This is a genomic window from Streptomyces sp. AC512_CC834 (genome assembly GCF_019049325.1).
Classification (GTDB): domain Bacteria; phylum Actinomycetota; class Actinomycetes; order Streptomycetales; family Streptomycetaceae; genus Streptomyces.
This window is the reverse complement of the sequence record NZ_JAGMUO010000065.1, coordinates 489,573-505,533: the sequence shown is the minus strand read 5'-3', so window position 1 is coordinate 505,533 and position 15,961 is coordinate 489,573. Positions and strand designations below refer to the sequence as shown.

Below are 15,961 nucleotides of genomic sequence, written 5' to 3'. Positions count from 1 at the left end.
AAGAGGAGCACACCCATGCCCGCACACACCCCGGCGCCCGACCTGTTCAGGCACGGCCTGCGCCTGCTGCTGGACAAAGACATGGACGGCTGGGTCGGTCTGTGGGCCGACAACGGGGTCATGGAGTTCCCCTTCGCCCCCGACGGCCGGCCGCGGCGGCTGGAGGGACGGGAGGCCGTCGCCGCCTACATGCGGCACTACCCCGACCACATCGACCTGCACGACTTCCCCGACCTGCACATCCACGAGACGACCGACACGCGGACCGTCGTGGTGGAGATGCGCGGCGTCGGCCGGCTGGTGCAGACGGGCGCCCCCTTCGACATGACGTACATCGCCGTCGTGACCGCCGAGGACGGCCGGTTCACGTCCTACCGCGACTACTGGAACCCGCTGGCGCTGCTGGAGCCGGGTGCCGACTTCACCGGGACCGCCCGATGACCGGCATCGGCACGACGCTGGTCGTCGGGGCCACCGGCACGACCGGAAGCCGCACCACCGCACGGCTGGTCGCCGCCGGTCACCACGTGAAGGCCGCCGGGCGACGCGCGGCCCCCGTGCCGGGCGCGGAGCCGGTCCGCTTCGACTGGCACGACCCCGCCACGCACGACGCGGCCCTGGAGGGAGTGGACCGTGTCTACCTCGTGCCGCCCGTGGGCGACATGGACCCGGCCGCGGTCATGCTGCCCTTCTTGCGCCGTGCCCGCGCCACCGGCGTGCGCCGCGCCGTGCTGCTCAGCTCCTCCGCCATACCCGAGGGCGGCCCGGCGGTGGGTGCGGTGCACCGGGAACTGCCCGGCCTGTTCGACCAGTGGGCGGTGCTCCGTCCCTCCTGGTTCATGCAGAACTTCACCGGCGACCACGCCCACGCCGTCGGCATCCGGCAGGACGGCACCATCCTGACCGCCACCGGGAGCGGCCGGGTGGCCTTCGTCGACGCCGACGACATCGCGGCCGTCGCCCTGCACGCCCTCACCGACGACCGCGCCCCGGACTCCGACCTGGTCCTCACCGGCCCCGAGTCCCTCACCCACGACGAGGTCGCCGCGAACCTCACCCGGGCCGGCGGCCGGCCGGTCGTCCACCACGCCCTGACACCGGCGCAGTCGCGCGCCCGCCTCGCGAGCCTGGTGCCGCCGGACTTCGCCGCGATGCTGGCCGACATGGACCACGCGATCGCCCAGGGAGCCGAGGACCGCACCACCGACACCGTCGAACGCGTCACCGGCCGCCCGCCGCACGGCTTCCGGGAGGTGGTGGCGCGGGAGTGGGGCAGGAGTTGAAAGACGCACGACAGGTGGCGACTGTCAGAATTCGGTCAATTGCGAGCAGGGGCAGGTGTGGTGCGACTGTTTCGACCGGGTCCGGGCATACGCAGCGAGAATCCAGAGAGGAGCGCTTCGTGCTGGAACCGGACCCGAAGATCGTCAGGGAGTTGCTGACGCGGTACGCGTCACTGCGGATCGCGTCGGCGGAGAGGGAGCGGTCCGCGACGGCGGGGGAGCTGGCGGACGTCAGTTACACCCTGTGCGTGATGATGGCGACGACCGGCGTCCACGACGCGGTGGCCAAGGCGGACGCGCTGCTGCTCGCCAAGGGGCGTGCGGTGCGGCAGGCCCGCCCGGTGGGCGCCGACGGGGAGAGCGGCCTGTCGCTGGCCGTGTGACACCGCCGTGCCCAGGGGCCCGCGACGCGGGCCCCTACGAGCGGCCGCTCGATGCCGAGGCCCGCCCCCGGAACGCCGCGCGGTAGGCGTACGGAGTGGTGCCGACCACCCGGCGAAACCGCTCCCGGAAGGCCGTCGGGGAGCCGAACCCCGCCTGGCGGGCGATCCGTTCGACGGAGCCTTCGCCGTTCTCCAACAGGTACTGGGCCCGCCGCACCCGCGCCCGCAGCAGCCACTGCAGCGGAGTGGTGCCCGTCTGTTCGCGGAACCGGCGGCTGAAGGTGCGCTCGCTCAACCCCGAGCGCGCCGCCATCGCGCCGAGGGTGACCTCCCCGGCCAGATTGTCCTCGATCCACTCCAGGAGCGGCTCCAGATCCGAACCCCGGGGCACGGGCGGATGCTCGTGCACGATGAACTGGGCCTGTCCGCCCTCCCGTTCCAGCGGTACGACACACATCCGGGCGGCGTGCGCGGCGACGGCCGACCCCAGGTCGCGGCGGATCATGTGCAGGCACATGTCCAGACCGGCGGCGGCGCCCGCCGAGGTGAGGATCTGCCCGTTGTCGACGTAGAGCACGTCCGGCCGCACCTGCACCCGCGGGTACCGGCGGGCCAGTTCCGCCGCGGCGATCCAGTGGGTGGTGGCCCGCAGCCCGTCCAGCAGCCCGGCCCGGGCGAGCACGAAGGCTCCCACGCACACCGACGCGATCCGCGTACCGGCACCGGCCGCCCGGCGCAGCGCGTCCAGGACGCGGTCGGAGGGCGGGCCGGACTCCTCGAAGCGCCCCGGCACGATGATCGTGTCCGCGGTCTCCAGCGTCTCCAGACCCCGCTCGATTCGGAGGGTGAGGCCCTCGGTGCGCACCTCGGCCGACTCCGCGCACAGACTCACCCGGTAGGGACTGCGCCCGTCGGGCAGCCGCGTCCAGTCGAACACCTGCATGGGGGCCGCCATGTCGAACGGCACCACGTCGTCCAGGACCAGGATCGCGACCGAGTGCATGGGCGCCACCATAGGCGGGTTCCCGCCGGGCGCAGAAGCCCGTGCCAGGCCCGGGTCCACCGGGAACACCCCCTGTCGCAGGCACTGGCGAGATTCCGTCGGAAGCTGTCATTTCAGCCCCTGTGCGATCACCCGCGGGCTTCCTACCGTGGATTTCGATCACCGCACCGCATCACCCGATCCTGCCTTCCGGAGCCCGACCGATGACCAAGATCCTTCTGTCCCTCCACGTCCTGGCCGCCATCATCGCGGTCGGGCCCGTCACCGTCGCGGCCAGCATGTTCCCGGCGGCGGCCCGCCGGGTGCCGGTGGCGCTGCCGGCCGGGGGAGGGGCCGGGGACGCGACGGACGCCGGGGACGTGGGCACCGTCCGGCTGCTGCACCGCATCTGCCGGGTCTACGCCGCTCTCGGCATCGCGGTCCCGGTCCTCGGCTTCGCCACCGCGTCCGCGATGGGTGTCCTCGGGGACGCCTGGCTCATCGCGTCCATCACCCTCACCGCGGCCGCCGCCGGGATCCTGGTCGCCCTCGTCCTGCCCCGCCAGGAGGAGCTCCTCGAGCAACTGACCGGCGGGCAGCCCGTCGAACGGGCCCGCACGGCCCGGCTCGCCATGTTCACCGGCCTGTTCAACCTGCTGTGGGCCACGGTGACCATCCTCATGATCGTCCGGCCCGGCTCCACGACCGGAGCCTGAGCGCAGGTCGCCTCCTGAGCGCAGGTCACCTCCTGGGCGGAATGTGCACCACCGGGTGGACGGGCGCCTAGACTGCTCAGTCGCGCCTCCGTGCGGGGGCGGACGACACGAAAGGCACGTTGACGGGTGTTCCAGGATTCTCCCATCTACGACCGACTCGTCGCCGAACGCGGTGACGTCCCCGAGCAGGTGCGGCGGGACGCCGAGCGTGTGAGCAGGGAGCTGGAGGTCGTCATGCGTCCGTTGCACGCCCCCGGGCACCTGCCCGGCGACGAACGCCGGGCCTCCCCGGGCGCCGGCTGGCAGCGCACCGCCCTGCTGCCCGGCCCGCGCCCGCACTGACGGGCGGGCGGCACCGCGAGGGTCGGGCGCACCGGACTCACCCGGCGGCCGCCGTGCCCGGACCGCCCGCGTCCACCGGGTCCGCGGAGCCGGACCGCGCCAGCCACTCGGCGATGGTGCGGGCGATCGGCTGACCCGTGTCCACCTCGACGAAGCCGAACTGCCCCGACTGGTTGCACTCGAGGAACCACCAGGTGCCGTCGCCGTCCTCGGCGAAGTCGAGCGCGCCGTAGGCCAGGTGGGCCGCCCGGAGATAGGCGCGGACCCCCTCGGCGACGCACGGTGGCACCCCGGCGGGCCGCCACGGTTCGCCGGACGCCGTGAAACGCACGTCCACCTCGTCGGGGTCCAGGCCCGCGAGCGCCGTCTTCCGGGCGGCCAGCAACGTGTCGCCGACGACGGTCAGCCGGATGTCGGCACGCTTGGTGACCCGGCGTTGCAGCAGCGTCGGGCCGTGGGCGACCGCGGAGAAGTCGGCCTCGGGCGGGACCCGGCTGGTCGGCACCGCCAGCGGCGGATCCTGCGGGTGCGCCCCGGAAACGGGCTTGACCACCAGATCCGGGTAGCGCTCGGCGAACTCGCGCGCCGCCCGTGGAAACGTCGTGATCAGCGTCGCCGGCACGGGCAGCCCGCACTGCTGGGCCAGACGCAACTGCCAGGGCTTGTACCTGGCCCGGTGTGCGGCGTCCGGCTGGTTCATCCAGCGTGCGCCCGAGCCGCGGAGCATGCCGTAGAGCGCCTGTCCGGCCTCCTCGGTCAGCCACGGGGACGGTTCGGTGGCCCGCGTGGCCGCACCGCCCGGCCTGCGCACCCAGACGGACCGCAGCCCGCCGATGCTCACCAGGCGTCCCCCCGAGGACAGATGGCCCCTGAAGGAGCCGTGCGCGAACTCGCCGGAGAGCGCGACGGAGTCGGTCAGGTCGGCGGGGTCCAGGCGGACCACGGGTACTCCCGACGCGTTCAGGTGCACCACCACCATGTCCGCGGTGACGTCCTCTTCACTGGTCAGGATCAACACGGTCATATTCGACGGCCCGTGTTCAGTCGTCGAAGTGAGTCTTCGACCCCGCGGTGGAGGTCGTGGTCCCCAGCTCTCTCAGCAGCGCGTGGTCACCGGCGGCCACCCGTCCGTCGAGGAGCACGTTCAACTGCAGCCCGGAGTCGTAGACGTACGGAGTGGCGGCTTCCAACACCACTGCGGGCCGTGCGTAGTTGAGCGCGAACGGTTGCATCGTCTCTCCCTAGTCGGTGCTGCGCCGATCAGGCGACGATCCCGTTTGCGACGTCACCTGGTCCGCCGACTTCCTTCGGCTTCCAGTGACTTATACGAATCGAACGGGTGAATGGTTTCCTTACGCTGCGTAGTCACCGGGCGGGCTCGTGGCCCGCCGCCGGTCCGCGGCCCCCCGCCGACCGCCGAGCGGACCGCGCGCGGAGCGCAGCGCGAGGAGCAGCACACCCACGTCGTCCAGGTAGACCGGGTCGGGCAACAGGTCCGCCGGAAGCACCAAGTAGAGGACGGCGCCCCAGAACACCCAGCGCGGGCCCGTCGGAAGGCCGGCCCGCCTGAGGTCCCGTCGGGTGCGGACCAGACGCACCAGGACGGCGACCGCCGCCGCGAGGACGAGCGCCGCGAGCAGCACCGCCCCGACGATCACTGTGGTCGTATCCACGGTCTCCTCCTTGTGGCACGGCACGCGGCGTGCGGCACGCGCCTCGTTACCCGGATGCCCGTTCGCGGCGGCGGCAAGACCGGCGGGCGGGGTCTCTCATCCCGGTGGCCCACTCCAGTGGCACGGCCCGGAGGACGTGCCTAGTAATGGCAGCACACAGCGCGAGTCGCATGTCGGGGACGCAGGGCGGCCGCACCCCCATCACACGGAGAGATCATGACCACCGGCTCTTCCTCACCCCGCTCGCCCGAGTACGCCATATCCGCCCTGGACCTGCCCACCGGGGAGACGACCACGACCATCGGCACGGCGCGACCGCCCGGTGCGCGTCCGGCTGCCCGGCCCTCCGCCGGACGGCCCTCGCCCGACCCGGAGGCCGACGTCTGGGACGTCGACCTCGACGATCTCGACGACCTCGACCACCCCGAAGACCCCGACGCCGGAGCGGCGCACGCGTACGGCGACCCCGTCGGCGACCTGGTGCGCGCCGCGGTCGCCGACCGGCCGCTGGAAGACGTCGTCGACCTGATCACGACGCTGGAGGAGTCCCCGCGGTACGCGCAGGCCACGATCGACGCGCTCCGCGCGGTCGGCGTGAACCGGTCCGTCGAGGACGTCACCCGGCTGGTCGGCCTGCTGACCCGGCCGCCGCGCCACGCGGACAGCGCGGACGAGGCGATCCGGGCCGCGGCGGAGTGCCGCTCCGTGGAGGACGTGACCCGGCTGATGGCACTGCTGCACCGCACGCCCCTGGAACCGCACTGCGGGCAGGAGGCCGTACGGGCCGCCGCCACCGGCCGGCCCGTCGAGGACCTGGTCGAACTGATCGGCCGGCTCGCCGAGGACGGACGGGTACGCGCGCAGCGGCCCGACGCACGGCCGTCGCCTGCCGCCGAGGATGCGGCCGGCGAGAACGAAGGGCGGGAGCCCGCCGGCCGACCGGCAGGCCTCGCCGGAGCGTTCCCCGGGGCATTCCCCGGAGCGGACCGCCGCGGTCGTGGCCGCGAGCGCCGCAGGCCGCCCCGCCCCTCCCGCCTGCGGCGCGGGAGCGACAAGGACAAGGACAGGGACAAGGACCGGGCCCCGCGCGAGCACGACCGGGCCCGCGTCTCGCGCGAGCGCGACCGGGCGGCACGCCGGGCCGCCCGGGGACCCGCCTGGCCGGCCTGGCTCACCGTCGCGGTCCTGGCCGGGTGCGGCGTGGCCTACTTCCCGCTGCGCCGCGCCGACGCCTCCGCGAGCGCCTACGGAGTGGCCCTCGGCCTGTCGGCACTCTGCCTGGTGCTGGCCCTGCTGCTGACCGTGCGGCCCGCCGCGGCGCTGCTCGCCGCCGCGGTCGTGGGACCCGCGGCCCTGGCCGCGGCCAAGCTCTACGGCAGCGCCACCCCCTCGGCGCGGGTCTCCCCGGTCACGGACCTCACCCTGGCCCCCACCTGGATCGCGGCCGCCGTGGCCGCGACGGCCTCGCTCGTCGCGCTGACGGGCCTGTGCGTGCGGGTGGCGGTGGCGTCGCGGGACTCCGCGCGGCGCCGCCCGGCCCGCCCGGTGGCCGTGGCGGGCCGCACCGCCGCGGACTGAGCGCCGCCCACTCCCGTACGCCATGTGGTCCGCGCCGGACGGAAGGACACCGTCCGGCGCGGACCACGCGTCCGCTCTCAGACCCCCAGCATGCCCGCGGGATGCCCGTGTTCGAGCAGAGCGGTGAGCACCCGGTCCGGAGTGAGCGGCAGTTCGCGGAAACGGATACCGGTGGCGTGGTGGACGGCGTTGCCGACGGCCGCAGCCGAACCCACGATCCCGATCTCGCCGATGCCCTTGCTGCCCATGGGGTTGAGACGGTCGTCCTCCTCGTCGACCCAGTACGCCTCCACGTCCGCCACGTCGGCGTGCGCGGGCACGTGGTACGACGCCAGGTCGCGCTCGACGAAGTCGCCGAACGCCGGGTCCATGGTGCTGTCCTCGGTCAGTGCCATGCCGAGGCCCATCGTCATGCCCCCGATGAACTGGGAGCGCGCCGTACGGGCGTTGAGGATGCGCCCCGCGGCGAAGACGCCCAGCAGCCGTGTCACCCGTACCTCACCACTGACGGTGTCGACGGTGACCTCGGCGAAGTGCGCGCCGAACGCGTGACGGGCGAAGGGGCTCTCGGCGTCGGCGGTGCCGGAGGTGTCGGCGTCGGCCGTGAGACCGCCCTCGGGCAGCGGCCCGGAGTGCTCGGCGAGCAGACCGGTGAGCCGCTCGCACGCCTCGTGCACGGCCCATCCCCAGGAGGCGGTGCCGCAGGAGCCGCCGGCCATCGGGGCGAACCCGATGCCGCTGTCGGCGACTTCGACGCGGACCCGGTCCAGCGGGGCGCCGAGGGCGTCGGCCGCGATCTGCGCCAGCACCGTCCGGGCGCCCGTGCCGATGTCGGTGGCGTTGACCCGTACGAGGAAGCCGCCGTCGGGCAGCGCCCGCGCCGCGGCGACGCACGGGGCGACCAGGACCGGATAGGTGGCCGAGGCCACCCCGCTGCCGACCAGCAGGGGCCCGGCACGGCGGGAGCCCGGACGCGGATCGCGGCCCTCCCACCCGAAGCGGCGGGCGCCCTCGCGCAGACACTCCACCAGATGCCTGCTGCTGAAGGGCCTGCCGCTGTCGGGCTCCGCCTCCGGTTCGTTGCGGATCCTCAGCTCCACCGGGTCGACCCCGACTTCGGCGGCCAGTTCGTCCATGGCGGACTCGAGGGCGTACATGCCGGGGCATTCACCCGGGGCGCGCATCCAGGACGGTGTGGGCACGTCAAGGGCCGCCACCCGGTGCAGCGTGCGCAGCGCGGGAGCGCCGTACATGACGCGCGCGGGGACGGCAGCCTGCTCCACGAACTCCTTCACCCGGGACGTCTGCGTGGTCACCTCGTGCACGAGGGAGGTGAGCCGGCCGCCGGCGTCGGAGCCCAGGCGCAGCCGGTGCAAGGTCGGCGCGCGGTGTCCGACGACGGCGGGCAGGTGGCGGCGCGGCAGCGCGACGGTGACCGGCCGGCCCGTCTCGCGTGCCGCCAGCGCGGCCAGCACCACGTCCGGACGCGGTGTGCCCTTCGATCCGAAGCCGCCGCCCACGTGCTCGGCGCGCACCTCGATCCGGTCGCCGGGCAGGCCGAACAGCCGGGCCAGCTCCGCGCGTACGGCGGTGGTGCCCTGGCTGGACGAGTACACGGTCAGCCGCTCGCCGTCCCAGTGCGCGGTGCTGCTGTGCGGTTCCATCGGGTGGTTGTGCAGCGGCGGTACCCGGTACTCGACGTCCAGCCGGGTCGCCGAGGAGGCGAAGGCGCCGTCGGGGTCGCCGTGTTCGGTGACCGCCGGAAACCCTCCGTTGGCCGATTCCGGCACGTACGCCTCGGGATGGGAGGCGCTGAGCGTCACGTCGAAGCGCTCGCTCTCGTAGGTGACCCGGACAGCGGCGGCACCGGCGCGGGCCGCCTCCAGCGTCTCGCCCACCACCAGGCCCACGAACCAGCCCCGGTGCGGGACGTGCGGGCTCTGCAGCACGGCCAGGGTCGGGTCGTCGGGATCGCCGAGCCGCGGCGCGTTCTCGTGCGTGAGCACCGCGAGCACCCCGGGCAGGGCGAGCGCCGGCGCGGTGTCGACGCCGGTCACCCTGCCCCGCGCGACCGTCGCCGGCACGGGCCACGCCTGGGCGCGGCTCGGAGAGTCGTACTCGGCGGCGTACCGGGCGGTGCCGGTGACCTTCTCCCGCCCCTCCCGGCGCTCGACCGGAGCGCCCAGGACGGCATCGGTGGCGGTCATGGGAGTCCTCCTCGTGGACGTCGTGGACGCCGGGGTTCAGGTCGTGGCGGGCGGGGCGAGCCGGCCCAGTACGTCCAGGGCGAGCCGACGGGCCAGCGGCACCTTGTAGGCGTTGTCCCGCAGCGGTTCGGCGGCGGCCAGCTCCAGGTCGACGGCGTGCTCGAACGCGGCCGTCGTGGGCGCGGCGCCCACCAGCGCGTCCTCGGCCCGCCGGGCCCGCCAGGGCCGGTGCGCCAGCGCTCCGAAGGCGATCTGGGCCCGGTCCACCACCCCGTCCGTCATGTGCAGCACCGCGGCGACGGAGGCCAGTGCGAAGGCGTACGACGCCCGGTCGCGGGCCTTGCGGTACGCCGAGGGCAGCCCGGCCGTGGCCGCGGGCAGGGTCACGCCGGTGATCAGCTCACCGGGGTGGATCTCCGTGTCCCGCTCCGGATGCAGCCCGGGGAGCCGGTGGAAGTCGGCGGCGGGCACGCTGCGGGTGCCCTCGGGGCCGTGCAGTTCCACGCGCGCGTCGAGGGCGGCGAGCGCCACCGCCATGTCCGACGGGTTCGTCGCGATGCACTGGTCGGAGTGGCCGAGCACCGCGTGGTCCCGGTGCACGCCCTCCAGAGCGCCGCAACCGGTGCCGGGCTCCCGCTTGTTGCAGGGCTTGGAGACGTCCTGGAAGTACGGGCAGCGGGTGCGCTGGAGCAGGTTGCCGCCGGTGGTGGCGGCGTTGCGCAGTTGCCCGGAGGCGCCCGCGAGCAGCGCCTGGGACAGCGCGGGGTAGCGGTCGCGCACACCGGGGTGGGCCGCGAGGTCGCTGTTGCGGACCGTCGCGCCGACCCGGAGCCCGCCGTCGGGCAGCTCCTCCACCCCGTCCAGCGGCAGCCGGGTGACGTCGACGAGCGCGGCGGGCGTCTCCACGCCGAGCTTCATCAGGTCCACGAGGTTGGTGCCGCCGCCGAGGTAGCGGGCGCCGGGGTGGGCCGCGAACGCGTCGGTGGCCTCCTCGACGCTGTCGGCGCGTACGTAGGCGAAGGGCTTCACGGGATCACGTCCTCGACCGCGTCGGCGATACGCGGATACGCGCCGCACCGGCACAGGTTGCCGCTCAGCCGCTCCCGGATCTCCTCCCGGCCCAGCGCGACGGGCTCACCGGAGGGCGCGGTGGGGTCGGTGACGTGGGACGGGTGCCCGGCCGCGGCCTCGGCGAGCACGCCGACCGCGGAGCAGATCTGGCCCGGGGTGCAGTACCCGCACTGGAAGGCGTCGCGTTCCAGGAAGGCACGCTGCACCGGATGCAGCTCCTCGCCGTCCCCGGCGAGACCCTCGACGGTGGTGATCTCACAACCGTCCAGGGCGACCGCGAACAGCAGGCAGCTATTGACCCGCCGCCCGTCGACCAGGACCGTACAGGCGCCGCACTGCCCGTGGTCGCAGCCCTTCTTGGCACCCGCGAGCCCGAGATCCTCCCGCAGGAGGTCCAGCAGGACACGGCGGTGGTCGACGGTGAGGGTGTGCGGTTTGCCGTTGACGCGGAGCGTGGTCTGTGAACGGGAGGACTCCGGTGGGCGGGAAACCGGGGGGCTGGGGTGCTGGCTGTCCATGGCGTCGATGACCTTCCGGGACGGGCCGCTGCTGTGCCGTCCGCGTATCCACCTCGCGCCGGATGACACGTGAGGGTGCCCTCAGTGGGCTCCTCGGCCCCCGCGCCCACATGGTGCGCGGAACCGGCCGGGCGACGGCGGCTCCCGAAGCCCACACGGCACGCGCCCGGCCGCCCCGCCGTCCGCGCCCGGCCCGGACGCAGCCCCGGCCCCCCCCTGGCCCGGACGCCGCCCCGGTCCGGACCCGGCACCGGCCCCGGCCCGGACGCGCCCGGCCGCCCGCCGTCCGCGTCCGGCCCGGAGGCGGCCCCGGTCCGGGTCCGAGACGCGGCCCCGGTCCGGACCCGGCACTGGCCGGGACCCGGCGGCCCGCCGTCCGCGCCCGGCCGTCCGCCGCCCGCCGTCCGCGTCCGGCCCGGAGGCGGCCGCCCGGAGGCGGCCCCGGTCCGGAGGCGGCCCCGGTCCGGAGGCGGCCCCGGTCCGGAGGCGGCCCCGGTCCGGGTCCGAGACGCGGCCCCGGTCCGGACCCGGCACCGGTCCGGCACCGGCACTGGCCCGGCACCGGTCCGGCACCGGCACTGGCCCGGCACCGGTCCGGACCCGGCACCGGTCCGGACCCGGATCGCCGTGTTCGGTCGCCGGCCGGTCATCGGCCGGTGACCGAAGGCCGTGCAGCCGTCAGTCGCCCGGCTGGTCCGGCGCTCCGGTGGTGTCCCGGCCGGGCGGGTCCGGGCGGGGTGGCCGGGAGGAGCCCCGGAATCGGTCCAGCGTGCGGGTCAGACTCCGCAAGGGGGACGCCGGGGGCGCGGCGGAGGGCGGTGGTCCGGCCGGGGCGGCCGCGGCGGACTCGCGGTACACGGCGAGGGCCTCGGCGGCGCGTTCGGCCGCCTCCCGGTAGAGGTCCCTGGACTGGGTCATGGCCTCCAGCGCCTCGGCGTACATCGCCACCAGCCTGCGCGCGCGCTCCAGCTCCTCCGCCTGCGTCAGCAGCCGCCAGTCCTCCCGGAGCGAGGCGAGGGCCGCCACCGCGTCGTCGGGCAGCGGCCTGGGCAGCGCGGCGAAGGACGTCACCGCCGCGATCAGACCGGTGGGCTCGGAGCCGTCCAGGAAGACGCTGCGCACGGAGAAGTCCCCGGCGTCGTAGTCGGCCGGGGCCGGGTTGCCGGGCAGCACCACGGCGCCGCCGCGCGGCACCTGGACGCCCAGGTCCCCAAGGGCCCAGTTGACCACCCGCAACTGCTGCGGCGCGGCGCGGTGCTCGACCACCCGGTGCCGCAGACCGGGCGGCAGACGCTGCGCCAGCGGCACCCGGCCCCGGTGGTCGGGGGTCATCGCCTCGTGCACGACGACGTGGATGTTCCACGGGCTGCGCCCGGCCTCCCTGAACAGCCGGCGCACGGCCTTGTCGTCCTCCGGCACGGTGTTGAGGCCCCGCAGCCGCAGGCCCGTGGCGGCGTCCCGGTCCCAGGTGACGTCCGGGTCGTCGGGCCAGAACATGGTGGCGGGGGAGGGCCAGGCGACGTCCCAGGCCTCCTCGGCCTCCGCCAGCAGGGTCCACTCCTGCCCGCCCGCAGACCCGGGTTCCAGGATCAGCCTGGCCCGCACGGTCACCGCCCCGGGGGCCTTCCAGCGGGCCTCGAAGATCCGGGGGCCGGCGGCCGCGTCGGCCGGTGCCCCGGTCGGCGGCACGTCGGGCCGCTCGTCGGGCGGCTCCAGGAAGTCGTCGAGGACGTGGTCGTCCTTGAGCCGCTGCAGCGTGTGCCGGACGGTCTCCTCGGCCGCGGAGCCGACGTGGCGGCCGCGAGCGGCCCACAGCGTGGGCGGAGTCGTGGGGCGGGCGGTGGGAGAGGTCGGCATGAGTCCATCGGGAAGCAGGGGCACGGACGTAGGCAAGTATCGTCGCCGCAGGTCAGCCGAGAGTACCCGGGGTCCGCCGACCGGGCGTGCCGCGGCGCGGCGCACAGTGCGGCCGACGGGGTCCTGGACGCGTCGTGGGCGAGGGTGGGCAGGAGCAACCCGACCGACCGTACGGCACGAGAAGGAGTGACCTGATGAACCTCGCCTCGGCGGACGTACCGCACTGGTGACGGGCTCCTCGCAGGGCATCGGGGCGGCGATCGCCGCGGGGCCGGCCCGGGCCGGCGCCACCGTGGGCGTCAACGGGCGCGACCGGAAGGCGTGTTCGTTCCGGTCCCGGCCGAACTCGGCACCGAGGAGGGCGCCGAGCGGGCCCTTCGGACGCTGCCCGACGTCGACATCCTCGTGAACAACCTCGGCGTCTTCGGCGCCGTGCCCGCGCTGGAGATCAGCGACGACGAGTGGCGCCGCCACTTCGAGATCAACGTCCTGGCGGGTATCAGGCTGACGCGGGCCATCTCCCCCGGATGAGGGAACGCGGCTGGGGCCGGGTGCTGTACATCGCGAGCGACTCGGCCGTCGTGATCCCGGCCGAGATGATCCATTACGGGGTCTCCAAGACGGCACTGCTCGGCGTCGGCCGCGGCTTTGCCAAGGAGGCGGCGGGCAGCGGCGTCACGGTGAACTGCGTCGTCGCGGGACCCACGCACACCGAGGGCGTCGAGGACTTCGTGTACCAGCTCGTCGACCGTGACCTGCCCTGGGACGAGGCACAGCGCGCCTTCATGCCTCGTGGTGTACCTCAGCTCGCCCCAGGCCTCCGCCACCACCGGTGCGGCCGTCCGCGTCGACGGCGGGTACGTCGACTCGATCCTCCCGTAGCCCTCGCGGCCTCACCTCCCCGCCATGGGGGTCCGCGGGCAGCCCCGGCACGGCCGAAATACCGCAGTATGCCGCAGCGCGGGCACGTTCCTCTGGAAAATGCCAAAGCGCTCACCGGATGCGTGCACTTTCCGTAGTGTCGTCGTCACGTTCGCGGTACAGCCGTGCAGGGGAGGGGATCCGGCGTGCCCGGAATCGACGAGAGTCTGCTGGAAGCCATGCGACTGCCCGGCGCTCGGGGCGCCTCGCTGGTCGACTGGATCAGCGGGCTCGCGCTGGGCGCCGTCGGCGAGGCGCCGGGCGGCGACTGGGAGGCGACGGCGGCGGAGACGGCGGAGCTGGGCCGGTACGTCGCGGAGAGCGGTTCCCTGGCGGCCGGCGCCGCTCCCGGTGCCGCCGAACCGGGTGCCGGACCGGGTGCCGAGCCGGGTAAGGAACCGGCGGTCGAGGACATGATCGCCACCACCGCGGACGCCTACCACCTGCTCAGGTTCGTCAGTACCCCGTTCGACAGCACCGTCTTCCTCCACCTGTGGCTGGACCGCAACGACGGAAACCTCGCCCTGGCCCGCATCCGGCTGGCCGAGATGGCAGATCGCCTGGTGCTCGGATGACCCGGGTGACGACCACCTGGACCACGCTCGAGACGACGTCCGCCGCCCTCGGCGCCCTCGCGACCGAGGGAGCGTCCGGTGCCCTGTCGGGCGAGCGGGGGATCGTCTACCTCTCGGCGGGCCGCGTCGTGCACGTGGAGTCGGCCTTCACCCCCGACCTCGGCGCGCTGCTCATCCGCAGCGGCGCCGTCCCGCCCGACGGCTGGTGGGACGCGGTCGACCGGGGCGGGACACAGCACCGGGTCGGCCACCGGCTCGTGGACAGCGGCCGGCTCACCGCCGGGGCGCTGGAGGTCTGCCACCTGGGCGCGCTGTTCGACGCCGCGTACTTCGTCCTCGCCCACGACGCACGCGCGCAGCGCTTCCGCCCGGGCGCGGTGCACTGGCTCGGCGCGGTCCGGTCGGTCGCCGTCGACGTCGTCGTCCGCGAATCCGGACGCCGCCGCGCGCTGCTGGACCGCATCTGGCCGGACCCCGCGATCGACACCGCCCCCCTCACCCGGGTGCCGGGCACCGACACCGTCGACCTGCCCGTGCGGCGCGGCCGGACCCTGACGCAGGTCGACGGTGTCCGCACCGCCGCGGAGATCGCCTCGGCGCTCGCCTGCCGCACCTACCACACCCTCGTCGAACTGCGCCGCCTGGCCGCCGACGGCCTGGTCCGGGCCGCACCACCCGCGTCCCCGGCCCCGGCCCCGTCCCTGTCCCGGCACCCGGGCCCGGACCCGGGCGCGGTCGTGTGGCACGACCCCGACACGGCCCTGCTGCGACGGCTCCGAGACGCCCTGGAGGCCTTGTGATCCGCGCGCGCCGCCGGCGTGACGAAAGGAGACTGCTCATGGCCGTCGAGAGCGACGTCCTGGACGAACTGCACCGACTGCGCAACCGCGTGCCCCAGTTGACCGGCTCGCTCGCGGCCACCGTGGACGGGCTGGTCCTCGCCCACGACGCGCCGGGCACCGAACCCGAGGGCCTCGCCGCGCTCACCGCGGCCGCCCTCGGCGTCGCGCACCGCATGGCCGAAGCCACCGCGCGCGGCGGCTTCCGGGAACTGCTGCTGCGCGGGGCCGACGGCTACGTCGCCACGTACGCCGCCGGTCCGGCGGCCGTGCTCACCCTGCTCGCCGACGGCCGGGTCAACGTGGGCCGGCTGCACCTGGAGGGTCGGCGCAGCGGCGCGCGGATCGGAGAGCTGGTCGCCACCCACGTCGGGCAGGACCCCGGCCGTCCCGCGGCCGCCGAACACCTCGCGACGCTCCCGGCGGACACGGAACGCCGTATCGGCACCCTGCCGGTGCGCACCCCGCAGCGGCCCGCACACCAACCCACTCCCCGGGCCGGCGGCCACCGCCGGCCGATCTGACCCACCGATCCGACCCACCGATCACGTCCGGAAGGGAACCACCATGGCCAACCTGGAGACCTCGCTCAAGGAATGCCTCAGCTCCATCGACGGAGCGACCGCCGCCGCGCTGGTCGACTACACCAGCGGGATGGCCCTCGGCACCCTGGGCGGCGGCAAGGAGTTCAATCTGGAGGTCGCCGCCGCCGGCAACACCGACGTCGTGCGGTCCAAGCTGCGCACGATGGAGCACCTCGGTCTGAAGGAGGAGATCGAGGACATCCTGATCACCCTGAACACCCAGTACCACATGATCCGCCTCCTCAAGGGCCGCGGCGGCAACGGCCTGTTCCTCTACCTGGTGCTCGACGCGAGCCGCGCCAACCTGGCGATGGCCCGCCACCAACTGCGCCGGATCGAGAACGAACTGGAGGTCTGACCCCGACCGCACGTCCATCCGTCGCGGGCCCGGCGGGGCGCCTCCCCGCCGGCCGCTCGGCGACGGCACGCTGG

General features: G+C 74.6%; 18 protein-coding genes and 1 pseudogene. 11 read left to right on the top strand and 8 right to left on the bottom strand.

What is annotated here, in order from left to right; translation table 11 throughout:
- Window positions 1-15: 15 nt before the first annotated feature.
- The 3 genes from KUM40_RS24460 (at window position 16) to KUM40_RS24450 (ending at window position 1,666) form a co-directional block, all read left to right on the top strand.
- Window positions 16-441 (top strand): nuclear transport factor 2 family protein, encoded by a 426-nt coding sequence (locus tag KUM40_RS24460; RefSeq protein WP_217168249.1) that lies wholly within the window; start codon window positions 16-18, stop codon window positions 439-441.
- Window positions 438-1,283 (top strand): NAD(P)H-binding protein, encoded by an 846-nt coding sequence (locus tag KUM40_RS24455; RefSeq protein WP_217168248.1) that lies wholly within the window; start codon window positions 438-440, stop codon window positions 1,281-1,283. Before KUM40_RS24460 ends, KUM40_RS24455 begins: the two co-directional genes overlap by 4 nt.
- 119 nt (window positions 1,284-1,402) lie before the next feature.
- On the top strand, window positions 1,403-1,666 hold the full coding sequence (locus KUM40_RS24450; RefSeq protein WP_217168247.1) for a DUF5133 domain-containing protein: 264 nt from the start codon (window positions 1,403-1,405) through the stop codon (window positions 1,664-1,666).
- A gap of 34 nt (window positions 1,667-1,700) precedes the next feature.
- Here the strand turns inward: KUM40_RS24450 and KUM40_RS24445 are convergent, their stop codons facing one another.
- A complete protein-coding gene (locus KUM40_RS24445) occupies window positions 1,701-2,669 on the bottom strand; it encodes a GlxA family transcriptional regulator (RefSeq protein WP_217168246.1) in 969 nt (322 codons plus the stop codon).
- 203 nt (window positions 2,670-2,872) lie between these two features.
- On the opposite strand from KUM40_RS24445, the gene KUM40_RS24440 reads away from it, so the two are divergent.
- Window positions 2,873-3,364: a hypothetical protein gene (locus KUM40_RS24440; RefSeq protein ID WP_217168245.1), complete on the top strand. Its 492-nt coding sequence runs from the start codon at window positions 2,873-2,875 to the stop codon at window positions 3,362-3,364.
- A gap of 126 nt (window positions 3,365-3,490) precedes the next feature.
- Window positions 3,491-3,706 carry a hypothetical protein gene (locus KUM40_RS24435; RefSeq protein WP_217168244.1) on the top strand — a complete coding sequence of 72 codons (216 nt, stop codon included), beginning with the start codon at window positions 3,491-3,493 and terminating at the stop codon, window positions 3,704-3,706.
- A 37-nt stretch (window positions 3,707-3,743) separates the two neighbouring features.
- Here KUM40_RS24435 and tgmB read toward each other — a convergent pair whose 3' ends face one another.
- The 3 genes from tgmB to KUM40_RS24420 form a co-directional block, all read right to left on the bottom strand.
- On the bottom strand, window positions 3,744-4,730 hold the full coding sequence (gene tgmB, locus KUM40_RS24430) for an ATP-grasp ribosomal peptide maturase (RefSeq protein WP_217168243.1): 987 nt from the start codon (window positions 4,728-4,730) through the stop codon (window positions 3,744-3,746).
- 16 nt (window positions 4,731-4,746) lie between these two features.
- Complete coding sequence (tgmA, locus tag KUM40_RS24425; RefSeq protein WP_217168242.1) at window positions 4,747-4,938, bottom strand: putative ATP-grasp-modified RiPP; 192 nt, start codon at window positions 4,936-4,938, stop codon at window positions 4,747-4,749.
- A gap of 120 nt (window positions 4,939-5,058) precedes the next feature.
- Complete coding sequence (locus KUM40_RS24420; RefSeq protein WP_217168241.1) at window positions 5,059-5,379, bottom strand: DUF1232 domain-containing protein; 321 nt, start codon at window positions 5,377-5,379, stop codon at window positions 5,059-5,061.
- Window positions 5,380-5,595: 216 nt separating this feature from the next.
- On the opposite strand from KUM40_RS24420, the gene KUM40_RS24415 reads away from it, so the two are divergent.
- Window positions 5,596-6,957 carry a hypothetical protein gene (locus tag KUM40_RS24415; RefSeq protein ID WP_217168240.1) on the top strand — a complete coding sequence of 454 codons (1,362 nt, stop codon included), beginning with the start codon at window positions 5,596-5,598 and terminating at the stop codon, window positions 6,955-6,957.
- A 77-nt stretch (window positions 6,958-7,034) separates the two neighbouring features.
- On the opposite strand, the gene KUM40_RS24410 is transcribed toward KUM40_RS24415, so the two are convergent.
- From KUM40_RS24410 to KUM40_RS24395, 4 genes are all read right to left on the bottom strand, one after another.
- Entirely contained in the window at window positions 7,035-9,164 is a 2,130-nt protein-coding gene (locus KUM40_RS24410; RefSeq protein ID WP_217168239.1) for a xanthine dehydrogenase family protein molybdopterin-binding subunit, read from the bottom strand.
- Between the two features lie 36 nt (window positions 9,165-9,200).
- The gene (locus KUM40_RS24405; RefSeq protein ID WP_217168238.1) at window positions 9,201-10,193 is read right to left on the bottom strand and encodes a xanthine dehydrogenase family protein subunit M; all 993 of its coding nucleotides are present in this window, start codon (window positions 10,191-10,193) and stop codon (window positions 9,201-9,203) included.
- A complete protein-coding gene (locus KUM40_RS24400) occupies window positions 10,190-10,753 on the bottom strand; it encodes a (2Fe-2S)-binding protein (protein WP_217168237.1) in 564 nt (187 codons plus the stop codon). The genes KUM40_RS24405 and KUM40_RS24400 overlap by 4 nt, the downstream gene beginning before the upstream one ends.
- Before the next feature lie 678 nt (window positions 10,754-11,431).
- Window positions 11,432-12,610 carry a hypothetical protein gene (locus KUM40_RS24395; RefSeq protein ID WP_217168236.1) on the bottom strand — a complete coding sequence of 393 codons (1,179 nt, stop codon included), beginning with the start codon at window positions 12,608-12,610 and terminating at the stop codon, window positions 11,432-11,434.
- 223 nt (window positions 12,611-12,833) lie between these two features.
- Here KUM40_RS24395 and KUM40_RS24390 point away from each other — a divergent pair.
- The 5 genes and pseudogenes from KUM40_RS24390 to KUM40_RS24370 all read left to right on the top strand — a co-directional run bounded on the left by KUM40_RS24390 (window position 12,834) and on the right by KUM40_RS24370 (window position 15,887).
- A pseudogene (locus KUM40_RS24390) lies at window positions 12,834-13,492 on the top strand (SDR family NAD(P)-dependent oxidoreductase).
- Window positions 13,493-13,677: 185 nt separating this feature from the next.
- Window positions 13,678-14,106, top strand: a complete 429-nt coding sequence (locus tag KUM40_RS24385; protein WP_217168235.1) for a hypothetical protein — start codon at window positions 13,678-13,680, stop codon at window positions 14,104-14,106.
- On the top strand, window positions 14,103-14,906 hold the full coding sequence (locus KUM40_RS24380) for a hypothetical protein (RefSeq protein WP_217168234.1): 804 nt from the start codon (window positions 14,103-14,105) through the stop codon (window positions 14,904-14,906). Before KUM40_RS24385 ends, KUM40_RS24380 begins: the two co-directional genes overlap by 4 nt.
- Window positions 14,907-14,944: 38 nt before the next feature.
- Complete coding sequence (locus KUM40_RS24375; RefSeq protein ID WP_217168233.1) at window positions 14,945-15,469, top strand: roadblock/LC7 domain-containing protein; 525 nt, start codon at window positions 14,945-14,947, stop codon at window positions 15,467-15,469.
- Between the two features lie 43 nt (window positions 15,470-15,512).
- The gene (locus KUM40_RS24370; RefSeq protein WP_217168232.1) at window positions 15,513-15,887 is read left to right on the top strand and encodes a hypothetical protein; all 375 of its coding nucleotides are present in this window, start codon (window positions 15,513-15,515) and stop codon (window positions 15,885-15,887) included.
- The last annotated feature ends 74 nt before the right edge of the window (window positions 15,888-15,961 follow it).

What these genes read in the sequence shown, in the direction of transcription:
- KUM40_RS24440 (WP_217168245.1), top strand. Translation starts at nt 2,873, where the DNA reads ATGACCAAGATCCTTCTGTCCCTCCACGTCCTGGCCGCCATCATCGCG.
- KUM40_RS24400 (WP_217168237.1), bottom strand. Translation starts at nt 10,753, where the DNA reads ATGGACAGCCAGCACCCCAGCCCCCCGGTTTCCCGCCCACCGGAGTCC.
- KUM40_RS24445 (WP_217168246.1), bottom strand. Translation starts at nt 2,669, where the DNA reads ATGCACTCGGTCGCGATCCTGGTCCTGGACGACGTGGTGCCGTTCGAC.
- KUM40_RS24370 (WP_217168232.1), top strand. Translation starts at nt 15,513, where the DNA reads ATGGCCAACCTGGAGACCTCGCTCAAGGAATGCCTCAGCTCCATCGAC.
- KUM40_RS24455 (WP_217168248.1), top strand. Translation starts at nt 438, where the DNA reads ATGACCGGCATCGGCACGACGCTGGTCGTCGGGGCCACCGGCACGACC.
- KUM40_RS24395 (WP_217168236.1), bottom strand. Translation starts at nt 12,610, where the DNA reads ATGCCGACCTCTCCCACCGCCCGCCCCACGACTCCGCCCACGCTGTGG.
- tgmB (WP_217168243.1), bottom strand. Translation starts at nt 4,730, where the DNA reads ATGACCGTGTTGATCCTGACCAGTGAAGAGGACGTCACCGCGGACATG.
- tgmA (WP_217168242.1), bottom strand. Translation starts at nt 4,938, where the DNA reads ATGCAACCGTTCGCGCTCAACTACGCACGGCCCGCAGTGGTGTTGGAA.
- KUM40_RS24410 (WP_217168239.1), bottom strand. Translation starts at nt 9,164, where the DNA reads ATGACCGCCACCGATGCCGTCCTGGGCGCTCCGGTCGAGCGCCGGGAG.
- KUM40_RS24460 (WP_217168249.1), top strand. Translation starts at nt 16, where the DNA reads ATGCCCGCACACACCCCGGCGCCCGACCTGTTCAGGCACGGCCTGCGC.
- KUM40_RS24380 (WP_217168234.1), top strand. Translation starts at nt 14,103, where the DNA reads ATGACCCGGGTGACGACCACCTGGACCACGCTCGAGACGACGTCCGCC.
- KUM40_RS24415 (WP_217168240.1), top strand. Translation starts at nt 5,596, where the DNA reads ATGACCACCGGCTCTTCCTCACCCCGCTCGCCCGAGTACGCCATATCC.
- KUM40_RS24375 (WP_217168233.1), top strand. Translation starts at nt 14,945, where the DNA reads ATGGCCGTCGAGAGCGACGTCCTGGACGAACTGCACCGACTGCGCAAC.